13 protein-coding genes are annotated in these 16,141 nt (G+C 55.7%); 3 read left to right on the plus strand and 10 right to left on the minus strand.

The window, feature by feature from the left end; genetic code table 11:
- Window positions 1-24: 24 nt before the first annotated feature.
- Genes NG653_RS00820 through NG653_RS00830 form a run of 3 tightly spaced genes read right to left on the minus strand, consistent with a single transcriptional unit; the run spans window position 25 to window position 2,524 of the window.
- Complete coding sequence (locus NG653_RS00820; protein WP_252739755.1) at window positions 25-1,329, minus strand: cryptochrome/photolyase family protein; 1,305 nt, start codon at window positions 1,327-1,329, stop codon at window positions 25-27.
- Window positions 1,330-2,022 (minus strand): SDR family NAD(P)-dependent oxidoreductase, encoded by a 693-nt coding sequence (locus tag NG653_RS00825; RefSeq protein WP_252739756.1) that lies wholly within the window; start codon window positions 2,020-2,022, stop codon window positions 1,330-1,332.
- A gap of 4 nt (window positions 2,023-2,026) precedes the next feature.
- Window positions 2,027-2,524 (minus strand): SRPBCC family protein, encoded by a 498-nt coding sequence (locus NG653_RS00830; RefSeq protein ID WP_252739757.1) that lies wholly within the window; start codon window positions 2,522-2,524, stop codon window positions 2,027-2,029.
- 157 nt (window positions 2,525-2,681) lie between these two features.
- Between NG653_RS00830 and NG653_RS00835 the strand changes: the two genes are divergently transcribed.
- Window positions 2,682-3,866, plus strand: coding sequence for a hypothetical protein (locus NG653_RS00835; RefSeq protein WP_252739758.1), 1,185 nt, complete (start codon window positions 2,682-2,684; stop codon window positions 3,864-3,866).
- A 95-nt stretch (window positions 3,867-3,961) separates the two neighbouring features.
- Window positions 3,962-4,804, plus strand: coding sequence for a DUF2911 domain-containing protein (locus tag NG653_RS00840; protein WP_252739759.1), 843 nt, complete (start codon window positions 3,962-3,964; stop codon window positions 4,802-4,804).
- A gap of 50 nt (window positions 4,805-4,854) precedes the next feature.
- Here the strand turns inward: NG653_RS00840 and NG653_RS00845 are convergent, their stop codons facing one another.
- From NG653_RS00845 to NG653_RS00875, 7 genes are all read right to left on the minus strand, one after another.
- Complete coding sequence (locus NG653_RS00845; RefSeq protein ID WP_252739760.1) at window positions 4,855-6,561, minus strand: sodium:solute symporter family protein; 1,707 nt, start codon at window positions 6,559-6,561, stop codon at window positions 4,855-4,857.
- A 104-nt stretch (window positions 6,562-6,665) separates the two neighbouring features.
- Window positions 6,666-9,215: a PIG-L family deacetylase gene (locus NG653_RS00850; RefSeq protein ID WP_252739761.1), complete on the minus strand. Its 2,550-nt coding sequence runs from the start codon at window positions 9,213-9,215 to the stop codon at window positions 6,666-6,668.
- A 77-nt stretch (window positions 9,216-9,292) separates the two neighbouring features.
- On the minus strand, window positions 9,293-9,838 hold the full coding sequence (locus NG653_RS00855; RefSeq protein WP_252739762.1) for a mechanosensitive ion channel domain-containing protein: 546 nt from the start codon (window positions 9,836-9,838) through the stop codon (window positions 9,293-9,295).
- On the minus strand, window positions 9,835-10,788 hold the full coding sequence (locus tag NG653_RS00860) for a septum formation inhibitor Maf (RefSeq protein WP_252739763.1): 954 nt from the start codon (window positions 10,786-10,788) through the stop codon (window positions 9,835-9,837). Before NG653_RS00860 ends, NG653_RS00855 begins: the two co-directional genes overlap by 4 nt.
- A gap of 24 nt (window positions 10,789-10,812) precedes the next feature.
- Window positions 10,813-11,412, minus strand: a complete 600-nt coding sequence (locus NG653_RS00865) for a Maf family nucleotide pyrophosphatase (protein WP_252739764.1) — start codon at window positions 11,410-11,412, stop codon at window positions 10,813-10,815.
- On the minus strand, window positions 11,412-11,939 hold the full coding sequence (locus NG653_RS00870; protein ID WP_252739765.1) for a KdsC family phosphatase: 528 nt from the start codon (window positions 11,937-11,939) through the stop codon (window positions 11,412-11,414). The genes NG653_RS00865 and NG653_RS00870 overlap by 1 nt, the downstream gene beginning before the upstream one ends.
- Complete coding sequence (locus NG653_RS00875; protein ID WP_252739766.1) at window positions 11,923-12,687, minus strand: Rossmann-like and DUF2520 domain-containing protein; 765 nt, start codon at window positions 12,685-12,687, stop codon at window positions 11,923-11,925. Before NG653_RS00875 ends, NG653_RS00870 begins: the two co-directional genes overlap by 17 nt.
- A gap of 236 nt (window positions 12,688-12,923) precedes the next feature.
- Here NG653_RS00875 and NG653_RS00880 point away from each other — a divergent pair, with 236 nt between their 5' ends.
- On the plus strand, window positions 12,924-16,115 hold the full coding sequence (locus NG653_RS00880) for a cytochrome c biogenesis protein CcsA (RefSeq protein WP_252739767.1): 3,192 nt from the start codon (window positions 12,924-12,926) through the stop codon (window positions 16,113-16,115).
- The last annotated feature ends 26 nt before the right edge of the window (window positions 16,116-16,141 follow it).

Consider the following 16,141-nt stretch of genomic DNA (forward strand, 5'->3'; position numbering starts at 1 on the left):
CGGGCAATTATTGCCCCCCCGGGATTAACCAAGGGCTGCCTTGTAGGTCTCCAGGCAACGGTTTCGCGCGCTGGTGTGTTCTACCATCTTCGGCGGGTAGTCGGGGCTGCCGTATTCCGGCACCCATTGGCGGATGTACTGGTGGCGCGGGTCGAATTTTTCGGCCTGGGTGATGGGGTTGAAGATGCGGAAGTACGGGGCGGCATCCACTCCGCTTCCGGCGGCCCACTGCCAGTTGCCCACGTTGCTGGACATTTCGTAATCGAGGAGCTTTTCTGCGAAGTACGCTTCCCCCCAACGCCAGTCAATCAGCAGGTGCTTGCACAGGAAACTCGCTGTGAGCATCCGCACCCGGTTGTGCATGTACCCCGTCTGGTTCAGCTGGCGCATCCCGGCATCGACCAGGGCGTAGCCGGTCTGGCCGTTTTTCCAAAGCTCGAAATCTTCTTCCCGGTTCCTCCAGGCGATGCGGTCGTAAGGCTTTTTAAAGGCTTCCCGGGCAGTATGGGGAAAGTGCCAGAGGATTTGCATAAAAAATTCCCGCCAGATGAGTTCATTCCAGAAGGTTTCATTTTTTGCCTCCAGGGCTTTTTTCAGGGCCTTTCGGATGGAAATGGTCCCGAAGCGCAGGTGGGGGCCCAGGCGGGAGGTCCCCTCCACAGCGGGGATATTCCGGGTCCTTTCGTAGTTTTCCACCAGGGTCCCGGAAAGGTTGTAAGCCGGCACCTTTAGGGGCGAAGGGGTAAAGCCGATTTCCTGCAGGGAGGGAAAGCCCTGTTCCCCGCCCTTAAAAAAGCCCGACAGGCGATCTTCTGACGGGAAGGCTTGTATCGGCCCGGCAGTCCTGAAGACCGCCTTCCATTTTTTCATATAGGGGGTATAGACCACATAGGGGTCCCCTTTTTCCTTGGAAATCTCCCCCATTTCAAAAATCACCTGGTCCTTAAACGTGTGGAACGGGATGCCCGAATGCCTGAGCAGGGACTCGATTTCTCCGTCGCGCTCGCGGGCATAGGGTTCATAGTCGCGATTGGTGAAGACGGCTTTTACCTCATACTCCGCCAGCATGTCCCTGAACACCTCCAAAGGGGTGCCCTGCCGCACCTGCATGGCGCAGCCGCTTTGTTTCAGCACCCGATCCATTTCCTGTAATTGCTGGTGGATGAAACCCACCCGGGCATCTGTCCGGGGCAGTTCCCCGAGGATCTCCGGGTCGAAAATAAAAAGGGGGATTACCGGGAACCCAGCTGAAAGGGCGCGCAGCAAGCCGTGGTTGTCTTCAAGCCTGAGGTCGCGGCGAAACCAGAAAATGGAAACGGGTTGCTGCACTTAACTGATGTTCAAACTGGATATTCCCCCGTCTACGCCCAGGACCTGTCCGGTCATCCAGCTGCTGTCATCGGAGAGGAGGAAAGCGGCCATATGGGCGATATCGGCCGGGGTGCCCACCCGTTTCAACGGGTGGCGCTCCGCCATGTTTTCGCGCTTTTTTTCATTGTTCAGCAGGCGTGCGGCAAGGGGTGTATCCACCAGGGATGGGGCAATTACATTCACCCGAAACTGGGGGGCATACTCCGCGGCCAGTGCCCTGGCAAACCCTTCCACGGCCCCTTTTGCTGCGGCTACGCTGGTATGGAAGGGCATTCCGCTCCCCACGGCCACCGTACTGAAGAATACCAGGCTGGCCCCAGGGGACAGGCGGGGCATGATTTCTCTGAGCACTCGTACCAACCCATGGAAATTAATCTCCAGGTCCTCCCGGTATGCCTCAGGACTCAACATCCGGAACGGTTTCAGGTTGATACTGCCCGGGCAATAGACGAAGCCATCCAGGGATGCAGGAAGGCCGCTCAGGTCCATGACATCGGCGGTGACGTCGAGCGGGAGGTGGGAAATGCCCATGTCTTCCAGGGCTCCCGGGGTCCGCGAGGCCACGGTGATCTGGTACTGGTCTTTTAAAAGGTTGACGAGCTCCAGGCCAATGCCTGAAGACCCACCTATAATCAGGAGGTTCTTTTTCATAGTGTTAAATGGTTTCTATAGACAGGGATGAGGGTTTCCCTGCCAGGGTTCCGAAACGTTCCGCCAAAACACGTTCCCTGAAGCGGAATATTCCGGTGAGTTGTTTTTTTACAAAAAAGGACTGCGCCAGTTGGCCAAGGGGTCCCAAAGGGAGCTTATAGTCGATAAGGTCCTCCATGACCACCCCATTGTCGACCTCCGCGATAAAATGCTTATGGTGCCATAGCCTGTAAGGCCCGAAACGCTGCTCATCCACGAAGTAAGCCCCTTCCTTTACATGGGTGATTTCCGTTACCCACCGCATTCGGATCCCTTTGACGGGAGCCACCGAATATTGTATGATTTGTCCCGGGTACATGGGCTGGTCGGCCCCGGAAAGGATCTTGAACCCCATATGGGAAGGAGTGATCTTTTGCAGATTGGCGGGGTTTGAAAGGAATTCCCAGGCCACCTCCGGGCGGATGGGAAGGTACTGTCGGGCGGAGAGTCGATAGAGTTTCATGGCTGTTTTTGCAAAGATACATCCATTTTGTTTAAGAATAAATCTTATGTGTTAAACAAGTTATAAAACCGCGGTTTTGGTGCACCTTACCGCCTGGATTGGGCTGTTTCTCGTTTCCCTTCCGGATATCGCGCCTTGTTTCGTACTTTAGGGCCCAATGAAGGCCAGGGGATATTTTGTCGCTTTTTTACTGGGAGGATTGTTCCACGGGGCCCTTTTCGCCCAGCTTACCGTGCAGTGGAAGGGGGAGTTTCCCGAAGGCATCCAGGAAAGTTCCGGGCTTTTGCTCGTGGGGGAGCATTGGGTGACCATCAATGATTCCGGGAACACCCCGGACCTTTTTGTCCTCGACACCACTTCGCTCCGTTTGGTCCGCAGGGTTACCGTGACTAATGCCGGGAATACCGACTGGGAGGACCTTGCCCAGGATGGGGACTATATCTATATCGCCGATATAGGCAATAACCTGGGGGCCCGCCGGGACCTGCGCATCCTCCGCGTTTCCAAATCCGATTTTCTGTCAGCCGATGCTTTAGAAGCCGAAATAATCTCCTTCGCCTATGAAGGGCAAACCGATTTTTCCGGTACCGCAAACAGCGATTGGGACGCAGAGGCCCTGCTGGTTGCGGGGGATTTCCTCTGGATTTTCACCAAACAATGGCAGGGACAGGGCACGGCGGCTTTTCGGTTGCCCAAGACGCCCGGCAGCCACTTGGCAACCCGCGTGGCGGATTATGCCGCGGGGGGCCTCGTTACCGGGGCCACCCCGATTCAGGGGGGAAATGGGTTTCTATTATTGGGCTACAGCACCCGGCTGCAACCGTTTTTGATCCACGTGCCGGCCGCTTCCCCTGCGGGCGGGTTCCCGGGGGCCACCGAACGCCTTCAACCGGATTGGGGTTTCGCCCAGGCAGAAGGTATCGCTGAGGGGGCATTGGGCAAGATATTCGTAAGCACCGAACGTTTTTCGAGCCCCCTGGGTACGCTTCCGGCCGGCCTGTTCCTCATAGACCTGGGCAAAGGCAGCCCCCCTGTGGATTCCCCGCCGGATCCGCCAAAGGAGGACGGTGGACCCGGGAGCAACCCGGGAGAGACAACTCCGGGAGGGGAACTGGTCATTTACGGCCCGGCCGGCTCGGGCCTGCTCCGCTATGAACTCGGAGCGGGTTCCCCGGTCATGGCCCAAGCGGTTTTTGACACGGCGGGCAGGCTGGTCCTCCTGGAGCAGGGCAGGGGGGTGGTCCCGGGCCAGGTAGATGTATCCGCCCTGGGCAGGGCGGTGTATTACCTTACGGTTTTCCTGCCTGACCAGAGGCTGTCAAAACCCTTTGTACGCTACTGAAGCCTTTGGGCAACAGCCTCTTATTTAAGTTTTTTTTAACAATTCACCCCTGCCTTTCTCTGTAGTTTTGAAGGAATCCTAAAAGACCTTCAACAATGAGAAAAATCATCCTCTTTTTATTTGCCTTAGCCCTGGCACCCTGGGGGCAGGCCCAAATTCAAACCCCGGCACCCAGCCCTGCATCCACCCTGAATCAAATGGTAGGGCTCACTGAAGTAACCGTAACCTATTCCCGGCCATCGATGCGCGGGCGTACGGTTTTCGGCGACCTGGTTCCCTATGGCACCCTTTGGCGCACCGGGGCCAATGCCAATTCAACCGTGTCTTTCAGCGACCCTGTGACCATTGCGGGAAATGAAGTGAAAGCCGATACCTATGCTATTTTTACCAAACCCGGCGCTGATGCATGGGAAGTCTATTTTTATTCCGATACCAATAACTGGGGCACCCCGGCCGAATGGGACGAATCCAAGGTTGCCGCAATGGCCAGCGTTCCCGTGAAGAAAACCCCCTGGCCGGTGGAAACCTTTACCATGACCGTGGATGACCTTACCAACAACGGGGCAACCCTGAGTATCCATTGGGAAAACACCACGGTGCAGGTGCCCTTCGAAGTCCCCACAAAGGCCAAGGCCATGAAAAGCATCGAAACGGCTATGGGAGGTCCATCAGGCAATGATTATTTCTCCGCTGCCTCTTATTACTACCAGGAAGGCCTCGACCTCTCAAAGGCAAAGGAATGGGTCGACAAGGCCGTGGCGATGAACCCCGACGCTTTTTGGATGGCCAGGCAACAATCGCTGATTTACGCAAAGATGGGCGATCGGAAAGGGGCCATAGAGGCTGCCAAAAAATCCCTGGCTGCTGCCCAGAAAGCCGGCAACGCCGATTATGTGAAAATGAACCAGGATTCCCTGAAAGAGTGGGGGGCTATGTAAAGCTTGACCACTTGATATAACAGAAACCCGGGCCAGTCGCCCGGGTTTTTTTATTCCCTTAAGGGAGGGGGGTTCAAGGTGCGGTCAAAAGCTTCCAGGGCAAGGGCCAGGACGATCACCAAAGTACACCCGAAGGCGTTGAGCCAGAGGTAAGACATCCAGTCGAGTTCGAAGCCGATGATGACCATGATCTGGGTAACGATGGCGGCAATAAATACCGCATTGCCCCGGACGTAACGGAAGAAAAAGGCCAGTAGGAAAATCCCGAGGACGTTCCCGTAAAAGATGGACCCTATAATATTGACCAGTTGAATCAGGTTGTCGAACAGGCTGGCCACACAGGCAATCAGGATGGCGATCACCCCCCAGAGTAGGGTAAAGAGCTTGGAGGCCCTAACATAGTGTTTGGGTTCCCGTTCCCCTTTTCTATTTCGCTTGTAGAGGTCCAGGGCCGAAATGGTTCCCAAAGCATTCAGTTCTGAAGCCGTAGACGACATGGCTGCCGAAAGGATCACGGCCAGCAGCAGGCCGATAAGGCCCCTGGGGAGGTTATTCAGGATAAAGTGGATAAACACGTAGTCCTTGTCGTTGGTTTCCACCGAAGGATCGGCTTTTAGGATGAGTTCCCGGGCCACTTCCCGGTTTACCCGTTCCATTTTATTGATGGCCATGATTTGCTCCCTGGCGTGGACCGTGGTGTTGTATTCCTTTAGGTCCAGGGCTTTGGAAAAAGCATCCTGGGCCATTTTCTTCTCCTTTTCGAGTTCCCTGTGGGCTTCCTCCAGTCGGCTGTAATTTTCCGCAAATTCAGACTGTTGTACTGCCTGGGTAGCCGCCGGGTTGAAATTCAGGGGCGAGGCGTTGTACTGGTAGAAGACAAAAACCATTACCCCTACCAGCAGGATAAAGAACTGCATGGGGATTTTTAACAGGCCGTTGAAAACTAGCCCGAGCTGGCTCTCCCTGACCGATTTGCCAGAAAGGTACCGCTGCACCTGGCTCTGGTCGGTCCCGAAATAGGCCAGCATGAGGAACATCCCCCCGGTAATGCCGCTCCAGAAGGTATACCTGCTATCGGTATCGAAATCGAAATTGAGGATATTCAGTTTTTCACTGGCGCCCGCCACCTTAAGGGCCTTCCCAAAAGTGATGTCGGCAGGCAGGTAGCCCAGGATAAAGAAGAAAGCCATGAACATCCCCAGCATGATGATGAACATTTGCTGTTTCTGGGTAACGTTCACGGCCCGGGTGCCACCCGACACCGTGTAGATGATCACCAGGATACCAATGATGATATTCAGGGTCCCCAGGTCCCATCCCAAAACAGCGGAAAGGATAATGGAAGGGGCAAAGATGGTAATCCCTGCCGCCAGGCCCCGTTGCAACAGGAAGAGGATGGCTGTTAGGGTCCGGGTTTTCAGGTCGAAGCGCTTTTCCAGGAATTCGTAAGCCGTGTAGACCTTTAAACGGTGGTATATGGGTACGAAAACCAGGCAGATAATGATCATGGCCAGGGGAAGCCCGAAATAAAACTGCACAAAACCCATCCCGTCGTGGAAGGCCTGCCCGGGGGTGGAAAGAAAAGTGATGGCACTCGCCTGGGTGGCCATCACCGAAAGGCCTACCGTCCACCACTTGGCCTGGTTGCCGCCGCGGACATAATCATCCACGTCCTGGCTGCCCCGGGTCTTCCATACCCCATAGGCCACAATGAACAGGAGGGTGGTGGACAGGATGATCCAATCGATTGCAGCCATATCAAGCGTTCGCGGTCATAATGAAGTAAAAGATCAGGATATAAAGGGTATTGAGGATAAGGACCAGGGTATACTCCCGTTTCCAAACCATCTTTTCTTTCATATCATCCTTTAGCTCCACTGCGATCCTTTAAAGGTGCCTTCCCGATGGAAAGCATGTTTGAAAAAAGTTTGAAGGCCCCGGGAACCCCTGCCGGGAGTTCTCTGAAAAAACTCAGCCCGGTGTAAATGTAGTGACCTTTTCCATAACGGGCCACCAGTAATCCGCCTTCTTTGGGCGTTTCCCCCGGGTCGTTCATCGAGAGGATCGGAGTATAGGCGCCATCCCACTCGTCCGGGAAGTAAAGGCCCCGTTCCTGCACCCATCCGTCAAAATCGCCCGCATCTATTGTGTTCGGAAAATTCAGCACAGGGTGTTCCCTGTTCAGGATACGCACGGTTGCGGATTCATCCGAGACCCGGTCCCTGGAAAGCCTCAGGGGGTAAGGGGCCATATCGCTGAAGTCCATAGAGCCACGACCACTGGTGTTGTACTGCACCACAAGTGTGCCTCCTTCCCGGATATAATCCAAAAGGAGCTCCTGTTTAAAGGGAAGTTCATCCAAAACGTTGTAGGCACGGATCCCCACCACCACGGCATCCATTTTCTTCAGGGATTCACGGGTGATATCTGCCGGGGCGAGCGGGTGTACGGTGTAGCCGATGGCTTCCAGGTTTTCGGGGATGGCATCCCCGGCCCCCATGACGTAGCCGACATGTTGTCCCGCTTTTTCCACATCGAGGCGCACGACTTTCAGGCTTGCCGGGAGCAGGACGGTCTGGGTGGGGATGTGCTCATAGGCGATGGTGACCAGTTCTTTGTCATAAACCCGGGTATCTCCGGGAATGCCGCCGCTTAAGGTTACCCGGGGGGACACAAAGCCCTGGCTTTCCCCGGAAGGCGGGAGCAGGGTAAAGCGAATGGTTTGCTGGTTTCCTTTTCCGTCAATGGAAAACTCCTGTTTTTTTGGTTCCATGTTCCACCCTTCCGGGATTTGCAGGGAAGCGGTACCCCGGACCCTTTCGGCCTGCGATTTGATCGTCAATTGCACCTGCCGGGGATGGGCTGAGGGAAAGAGGGCCACCTGCTCGTCAAAAGCGGTAGTGACCTTTGGGATGATGTCAAAGGCCCGGTAAAGTTCCCCTTTGTCTGGCTGGGAGTACCGGTGTATCACCGGGGTTTCGAAGGTGACGGGCACCCCTTCGATCGAGAGGGAAGCGGTCAGCGTAAACGCTGCCGGGGTTTCCGGTTTCCCGATCAGGGACGGATCCGGGGCCTTATACATGCCCAGTGTTCCCGGTTCCCGCAACCAGTATGGGGACGTCCCCGGGTGGTCTGCAGGCACGGTTACGAAAGCGTCCAGGAGTACGCGCTCATTGGAGGGCAATCGGACGGCGCTGTCGTTGGAGCTCCCATGGTCGAGGTGGAACCGGAGCAATTCCATGTCCCACCGCGACCGGTTTACGACTTCAAGCTGTACCGGGGCCAGCTCCCCGGGGTTTGCATAGGGGGTGGCCGATGCGGCTTCCACGTAAAGGCCCGCCACCCCTGCGATCAGGGAGGTGAGTTCTTTTGTTTTAAGCCTTTTCCAGTGGGAATTTTCCAGTCCCTGAAGGAGTTGGTAGGCCCTCAGCAGTTCGGGCAGGTGCACAGAGGGGTCGCTGAAGTTGAAGGTGGCCGCAACCCCTTCCAGAATGCTTCCAATGGGGGCCCCTCCTTCAAGGCGCCCCCAGGAAGTGTCGATCCCTTCAAAAAGGTCCCGGGTGGCAGGCATGCTGCCCTGCAGCAATTCCACGTATTCCAGTTCCGAGCCCCTGACATTGGGCCTCCCGAATCCCTGGCAGCGGTGCTGGCTGCTCGCCATTGCGGCAATCTCGTTGTTGGAAAGCCCGCGCTCCGGGTAATAAACCCCTATATCCAGGCCGATTAGCCTCGATTTATCGGCCTTCTCAAATTTTTCCGGGCTTCCGTAGAACCACCAGGAGGTATTGAAAAACAACCGGCCGGGCTGCCAGGGATCGAGACTGTCCAACTGCTCCGGGAAGGCCTTTTGGTCCGAAGCCAGGGAAAAGGCTTCCGTGCTCAAAATCGCTGAAGAGGTGTGGTGGCCGTGCGTACTTCCCGGGGTCCGGTGGTCGAACCGGTTGATGATCACGTCGGGCCTGAAGGTGCGGATCACCCGTACCACGTCGGAGAGGACCTCATCCCGGTCCCAGATCTGGAGGGTTTCATCGGGGTGCTTGGAGTACCCGAAGTCGTTGGCCCTGGTAAAAAATTGTTCTCCCCCATCGATATCCCGTGCAGCCAGGAGCTCCTGGGTGCGAAGGACGCCCAACAGTTCCCTCAGCTCCGTCCCGATCAGGTTTTGCCCCCCGTCCCCCCGCGTCAGGGAAAGGTAGGCTGTGCGGGCATGGACGTGGTTGGAGAGGTAGGAAATCAGCCTTGTATTTTCATCGTCGGGGTGGGCGGCGATGTAAAGGGCAGAACCCAGAAAATTTAGTTTCTGCAGGTCGTTGTAGAGCTTTACGGATGACGGGGGTTGAGGGGCCTGCCCCAATCCCGCCAGGGGGAAAAGGGAAATCCCCAGTAGGATCCACCGCAGGAAAACACGCATATCGGGATGGGTTTAGTCGGTTCCCAAAGATAGCAAGATATGCCAGCCAGCCCGGTACTTTAGAACTTCTTTAACACCTAGACGGCCTCGCTTCCCTCCGTGTCTTCGTCAAGGGGCCCCAGCAGGGAAATGGCCTTCTGAAGGAGCAGGTTATTCGGGTATGTGACCAGTTCCCCGTCTGGTTTGCGAAGGTGGACGTGAAAGGCTCTGATATCTTCAATAATGAATTCATCGTGGTATTCCAGTTCCTTATCCCAAACCCTTATGCGGTCGCCAATTTTAAAGGGAAAGGAAAAAAACAGGATCACCCCGGCCGTCACATTGCTCAAAATAGACCAGGACGCAAAAAGGGCCACCCCGATCACGGCAAGTACGGAAGAGAGGATCAGGCCGAGATCTTTGATGCTCACGCCCCAGATCAGCAGGAGGGCAGCCAGGAATAACATGGAATGTCCGACCACTACGTATTTGACGATCAGACGCGTGCGGATTTCATTAATGTCGCTGATCCGCCCTACTTTACGGATGGCTTTGATGGAAATAAAGCGGGTAATGCCCAGGATCAGGAAGGTCAGGAGGGTCCTGAAGAGTTCGCTTTGATAGGTTAGCAGGAGGTCTTTCATGGCAGGTGCAGTCCTAAGGTATCGCGTAAAGATACGTCGGCATTGGAGTTTTTCTGCCAGTAAGGGGTCCTCAGGGTTTCTTTTCGCCGGGCCGTGGTGGTGATCATCGGGCTGTCGGGCCTGAATCCGGAAGGGGTGGTTTCCGTCCACCCCTCAATCGGGTAGGGGAACTCCCCCCCAAAATGGATCTGGAGAGTGCGGTTCAATTCCGGATAAGTCAGGGTATAGGTCCTTTGCGGCCCGGATTCCGAGAGGGTAAGGGTTGCTGAATACGCTTTGACGGGCTGGTGTTTCAGGCGCAGGTATTCCATGGAAGGGACCACCTCGTGCGTCCCCGTGGGCAGGGAATCAGGGCCAAAACGGAGGCGGGCCCAAAGCTCGTCTTCCAGGAGGGATTTTGGCAAAGACAGGCTCTGGTCGGCTTCCCCTTCAAAATAACTGTGCGATTGCACTTCAAAAGCCTCCCGGTTGTTCAGTTGCATGTAGACATGGCCGCACCATTCCTGGACGGAAGTGGATATTTTAAGGGCGTGACCGGTGTCTGCCACCGGGTAAAATATACTGCTCATGATAGAGTAGGGGTACACCCCGGTCAGGAATTTACCTGCCCGGTTGAGTTTTAAAACCGAAGCTGTCCCCTGGCCCGACTGCTCTGCCTTAACCTGTTTTTCCAGGTTAAAAGGCTCGGTAACGTAGATCAGCACCGCTTCCCCGTCCCGCAATTCCCCGTAACGCGCCTGTTTCAGGGCATAGCTGCTCACCTCGGCCACGCCGGCATACCAGTATTCCCGGAATTCCGGGCTCAGTGGCCTCGGAGGGGCACCTTCCTCTTTTACCGTTGCTGCGGGCGGGGCGGGTTCCGCTTGGGGATTCCCATTCCCGCCGCATCCGACCATCACAAGGGTTGCAAGTGAAAAGACTAGCGGGAAGCGATTTTTTTTGACAGGCATAAGGCAATTTTTTTCAAAAGTACCCTAAAAGTACCGGCCTGCCATATCCCTTAACGTTTTGTAAACGACCTGGGTGGGCAGGCCCACCACGTTGGTGTAGGATCCCCGGATTTCTTCCACCCCCACGAGGCCAATCCATTCCTGTATGCCATAGGCCCCCGCCTTGTCGAGGGGATGGCCTTTGCGAAGGTAGGTTTCGATGTCGGTCTGGTCCAGGTCCATAAATTTCACTTCCGTACGCGCGTGCTTTACCTCCAGAAAGCCCTTGCCGCTAAAACAAACGGACGTGATCACCTCGTGCCACATTCCGGAAAGTTCCCTCAGCGTGTCGCGGGCCTCGTTTACCCCGGCGGGTTTTTCCAGGACCTTTCCCTGGTGCCAGACAATGGTGTCTGCGGTCAGGACCAGGGTCCCCCCCTCATGGAATTCGCTTAGCGCCATGGCTTTCCGGGTGGCCAGATACTCCGGGATTTCCACCCCTGAAAGCCCGGGGGGATAGGTTTCGTCGATGTGGGCGGCGCGTACTTCGAAATGCAGGCCAAGGGCTTCCAGCAGGGATTTCCTGCGCGGGGACGCGGAACCCAGGATGAGCCTGGGCGGCTGTATGGATGCCCCCAACGCCATTAGTCGTTGGCAGCGTTGAACTGGGTGTGCCAGTCGCCCCTTACCTTAAGGACCTGTTCGATGATGTCCCTTACGCACCCCTCGCCGCCTTCGAGGTGCGAGATGTAGTGGGAAATCCGTTTTACCTCGGGTACGGCATTCTGCGGGCAGGCGACCATGCCCGACAACTGCATGGCGGGGATGTCAGGGATGTCATCGCCCATATACAGTACTTCCCGCGCCTCAATCTGGTAGTCCATCAGGTAATCCCTCAGGGTTTCCTCCTTATAGCCGGCCCCCAGGTAAATGTCGGTAACCCCCAGGGCGCGAAGGCGCTCCCGTACCCCTTCATTGGTGCCCCCGCTGATCACGCAGATGCGGTACCCCCGTTGCAGGGCCACTTTGACCGCGTAGCCGTCGCGAACGCTCATTTTGCGGAGCAACTCCCCGCTTGTGGTAATCAGTATGGAACTGTCGGTAAAAACCCCGTCTACATCAAAGACGAAGGTGGTGATGTCCTGGAGGAGTTCCTTATAATTTTTGGTCATAGGTGCGCTGGATTGATTTTGAGATTAGGCTGTAAACTTCCCGGGTAAGTGGGTCAGCGAGAAGACTGAGGTGGGCTTCCATGCTTTTCAGGTCCCCGCGCCGGGCAGGGCCGGTTTGGGCATCATAGGCGGGCATCGCCTCCAGTTTTTCAAAGGTTTCTTTAAGGAGTGGCTTTAAAAGGGCGTTGGGGAGGCCCTCCTTTTGGCACAGGGCTTCAGCCAGGAAGACCATGTGGTTGGAAAAGTTGTTCAGGAAGACCGCAGCCAGGTGGAGCCGTCTTCGGCGGTTAGAATCGACTTCCGCCACATGATGGCTGAGCGCCCCGGCGAGGCGCTTGAGAAACCGGGCGTCGGAGGGATTTTCGGTTTCGATGCAGAGGGGTATCCGCGAGAAATCGATGTCCCGTTCCCGGGAAAAGGTCTGCAACGGATAGAGGACCCCTTTTCTGCCAACGCCTGAAAGGGCTTCCACTCCGAGGGCCCCTGAGGTATGGCAGACCATCCCTTTGTAAGGGGCCAGCATACGCGAAACCCCGGCTACCGCCTGGTCTGAAACAGCCAGCAGGTAGAAGTCGGCCTCCGGCAGGGGATGGGCGAGGTCTCCCCGCGGGATGTGTGGATCAAAGCCCTCAAAACCCGATGGCCTCCGTGCCGCGAGGTATTCCAGAGACACGAGAGGGGAATTCAAAAGGGCCTTGTGGAGGTGAAACGCCACATTCCCATTGCCTATAAGGACCACGCGGAGCATAGCGCAAAAATAGCCATATAATCCAATGCCCGGAGGAAGCCGGGGAAAAAACCCGGGTACTCCCCATGTGCCTTCTGCAAGGGACCCGTTGGCAACGGGCTTCTATTAGGACTAAAAGGCCCCTGATCCGGGGGGTTCAACCTCCTTTTTCCGGAGAACCCTCCGGGAACCGATGGCCGGCACCTGTTTTTTCCCTTAATTGCCGTAATTTTGTTCCTTAAATACCCGATATGCACATGTGGAATACCCTGAATAAAACCCTTTTCTCGACCCGGCTTATGGCCGCCCTGTTCCTGATCATGGGGGTGGCGATGGCGATGGGCACCTTTATAGAAAGCTGGTACAGTACCGAAACAGCCCGGATCTGGGTCTATAATGCATGGTGGTTCGAGGCCATCATGGCCCTTTTTGTAATCAATTTTATCGGCAACATCCGCAGGTACAACCTGCTGCGGAGGGAAAAATGGGCCGTACTGCTGTTGCACGTCTCCTGGATCCTCATCATTGTTGGGGCTTTTGTGACCCGCTATATCAGTTATGAGGGGATGATGCCCATCCGGGAAGGGGAAACCGAGAAGGTGTTTTATTCAGACCGTACCTACCTGACCGTTTTCGTGGACGGTGAAATTGACGGGGAACCGAGGCGGAAGGTCCTGGAAGACGACCTGATCGTTACGGAACAGGCGCTGCAGTCAAACCTGCCCTGGAAGGAGGACTTTAACGGCCTGCCCTTCGGGATTGCCTACGAAGGCTTTATAGAAGGGGCCCGACTCGAGGTGGTCCCGGATGAAACAGGGCCGCATTTCCTTAAAATCGTGGAAGCCGGTGCGGGTTCGAGGCACGACCACTTCCTGGAAGAAGGCAAGGTGGCAAACATCCACAATGTCTTATTTACCTTCAACAACCCCGTGGCCGGGGCCGTCAATATTTCGCAAAACGGGGAAGAACTCACCATCAGTACCCCCTTTGAGGGCAGCTTCCTTCGGATGGCGGACCAGTTGAGCGGCGCGGTGGTCAAAGACAGCCTGCAACCGCTGTTTTTGCGGTCGCTCTATACCCTGGGAAGTATGCAGTTCGTACTTCCGCAACCCCCGGTAAGGGGCTCCTTCCAGGCCGTTAAAATCCCGGAGGGGGAACAGTCCGAGGATGACCCGGATGCCCTGATCGTGACCGTTTCCTCCCAGGGCAAAAGCGTTAAGAAGGCGCTGCTCGGGAGCAAGGGGCGTTCCCAGTTCAGCGACCCGTTTACCCTGGGGGACCTCACTTTCCGTATGAAATACGGCTCCAAGATTCGGGAACTCCCTTTCAGCATCACCCTCAATGACTTTATCGCCGAAAAATACCCGGGCACAGAGAAGGCCTACTCCTCTTTTATGAGCAAAATTACCGTGAATGACGAGAGGACCTTTGATTACGACATTTATATGAACCACGTTTTGGACCACAAGGGGTACCGGTTTTTCCAGGCCAGTTTCCACCCCGACGAAAAAGGCACCGTCCTTTCCGTTAACCACGATTTCTGGGGGACCTGGATTACCTATATCGGCTACTTCCTGCTCTATATGGGCCTTCTTGGGATTATGTTCTTCGGGAAGACCCGGTTCAAAGACCTGGCCCGGATGCTGGATAAAGTCACCCGGAAAAAGCGGGGTCTTGCTGCGGTCTTTTTGCTCTCGGCCTCCCTGGCCGGGGCGCAACAGGAAGGCCCCCGGGACGATCACAACCATGCGCCCCTTCCCGCACCCGAGGTGGTGGATTCCCTGATCCTGGCCACGGCGGTAAGGGCAGACGAGGCCACCCGGTTCGGGCACCTGGTAATCCAGGATGAGGGCGGGAGGATGAAACCCATCAATACCTTTGCCTCGGAGTTGCTGCGGAAACTGAGCCTGAAGGATAGTTACCTGGGGCTGACCCCCGACCAGGTGCTGCTTTCCATGATGATGCGGCCGAACCTCTGGACGGTGGCCGAATTCATCGCTATCGATAAAAAAGCCCAGAATGACAGCATCAGGCACCTTATCGGGGTTCCAGAAGACCAGCGGTATGTGAGGCTGATCGATTTCTTTGACGACCAGGGAAAAAACAAGCTGGACCCTGTTTTGCAGGAGGCTTTCGCCACCAATACCCCAAATAAGTTCCAACAGGACTTCAAGGATGCCTATATCCGGCTGAGCCTCCTCAACCGGGCGCTGAGCGGGGAAATCCTGAGGATTTTCCCATTGCTGAACGACGACAACAACAAATGGATTTCCTCCCTGGAATATCGAAGTGGCCGGTTTGCCATCCCGGACACGCTCTACGGGAACTTCATCGAAAATTCGGTTCCCTTTTACCTGATGGCCCTGGAAGAAGCGGCCAAAAGCGGGGACTATTCCGAAGCCACAAAAATGCTGGGGGCCTTCAGGAAGAACCAGGAAAACCACGGCAGCGAGGTGCTGCCTTCCGAAGATAAGGTGAAAGCGGAGGTCCTCTACAACCGCCTCGATATCTATAACCGGCTGTACAAGTATTATATGCTGGCGGGGATTTCCCTGTTTTTCGTTTTGGTATTCCGAATTTTCAGGGAGCGGAAACTATGGGATGCAGGGACCTATTTCCTCAAAGGGGTGATCATCCTGTTTTTCATCTGGCATACGGCAGGCCTTGGGGTCCGGTGGTATATTTCCGGGCATGCCCCCTGGAGCGATGCCTACGAAAGTATCCTGTATGTTTCCTGGGCATGTATGGGGATGGGCCTGTGGCTGGGGCGAAAAAGCGATATGACCATTGCCGCTTCGGCTTTTGTGACGTCCATGTTGCTTTGGATTGCCCACCAGAGCTGGGTTGACCCTGCTATTGCCAACCTCCAGCCGGTACTCGACAGTTACTGGCTTATGATACACGTGGCGGTAATCGTGGCCAGTTATGGTCCGCTCACAGTCGGGATGATCCTTGGGGTAGTCTCTCTGATCCTGATTTTGCTGACCACGCGGGCCAACCTGGAAAAAATGAAACTCAACCTCAGGGAGCTCACCATTATCAATGAACTCGCCCTGACCATAGGCCTGGTCATGCTCACCATTGGGAATTTCCTGGGGGGGCAGTGGGCCAATGAAAGCTGGGGGCGTTACTGGGGGTGGGACCCCAAGGAAACCTGGGCCCTGATCTCCATTCTGGTGTATGCCTTCGTGATCCACACCCGGCTGGTTCCCGGCCTAAGGGGGCTTTGGACATTTAACTTCCTGAGCATCCTGGCCTTCTCCAGCATTATGATGACGTATTTCGGGGTGAACTTTTACCTGGTGGGCCTGCATAGTTACGCCAGCGGAGACCAGGTGATTACCCCCGCCTTTGTCTGGTATACCCTGGCAGGCGTTATGGTACTCGGGCTCATCAGCAGGTGGCGATATCAGGTGCTCTACGGGTCGGACCCTGAACCAAAGGAGTAGGGGGCCGCATCTTAGTGCTCCGGGTA

Source organism: Robiginitalea marina (genome assembly GCF_024006985.1).
GTDB classification, from domain to species: Bacteria; Bacteroidota; Bacteroidia; order Flavobacteriales; family Flavobacteriaceae; genus Robiginitalea; species Robiginitalea marina.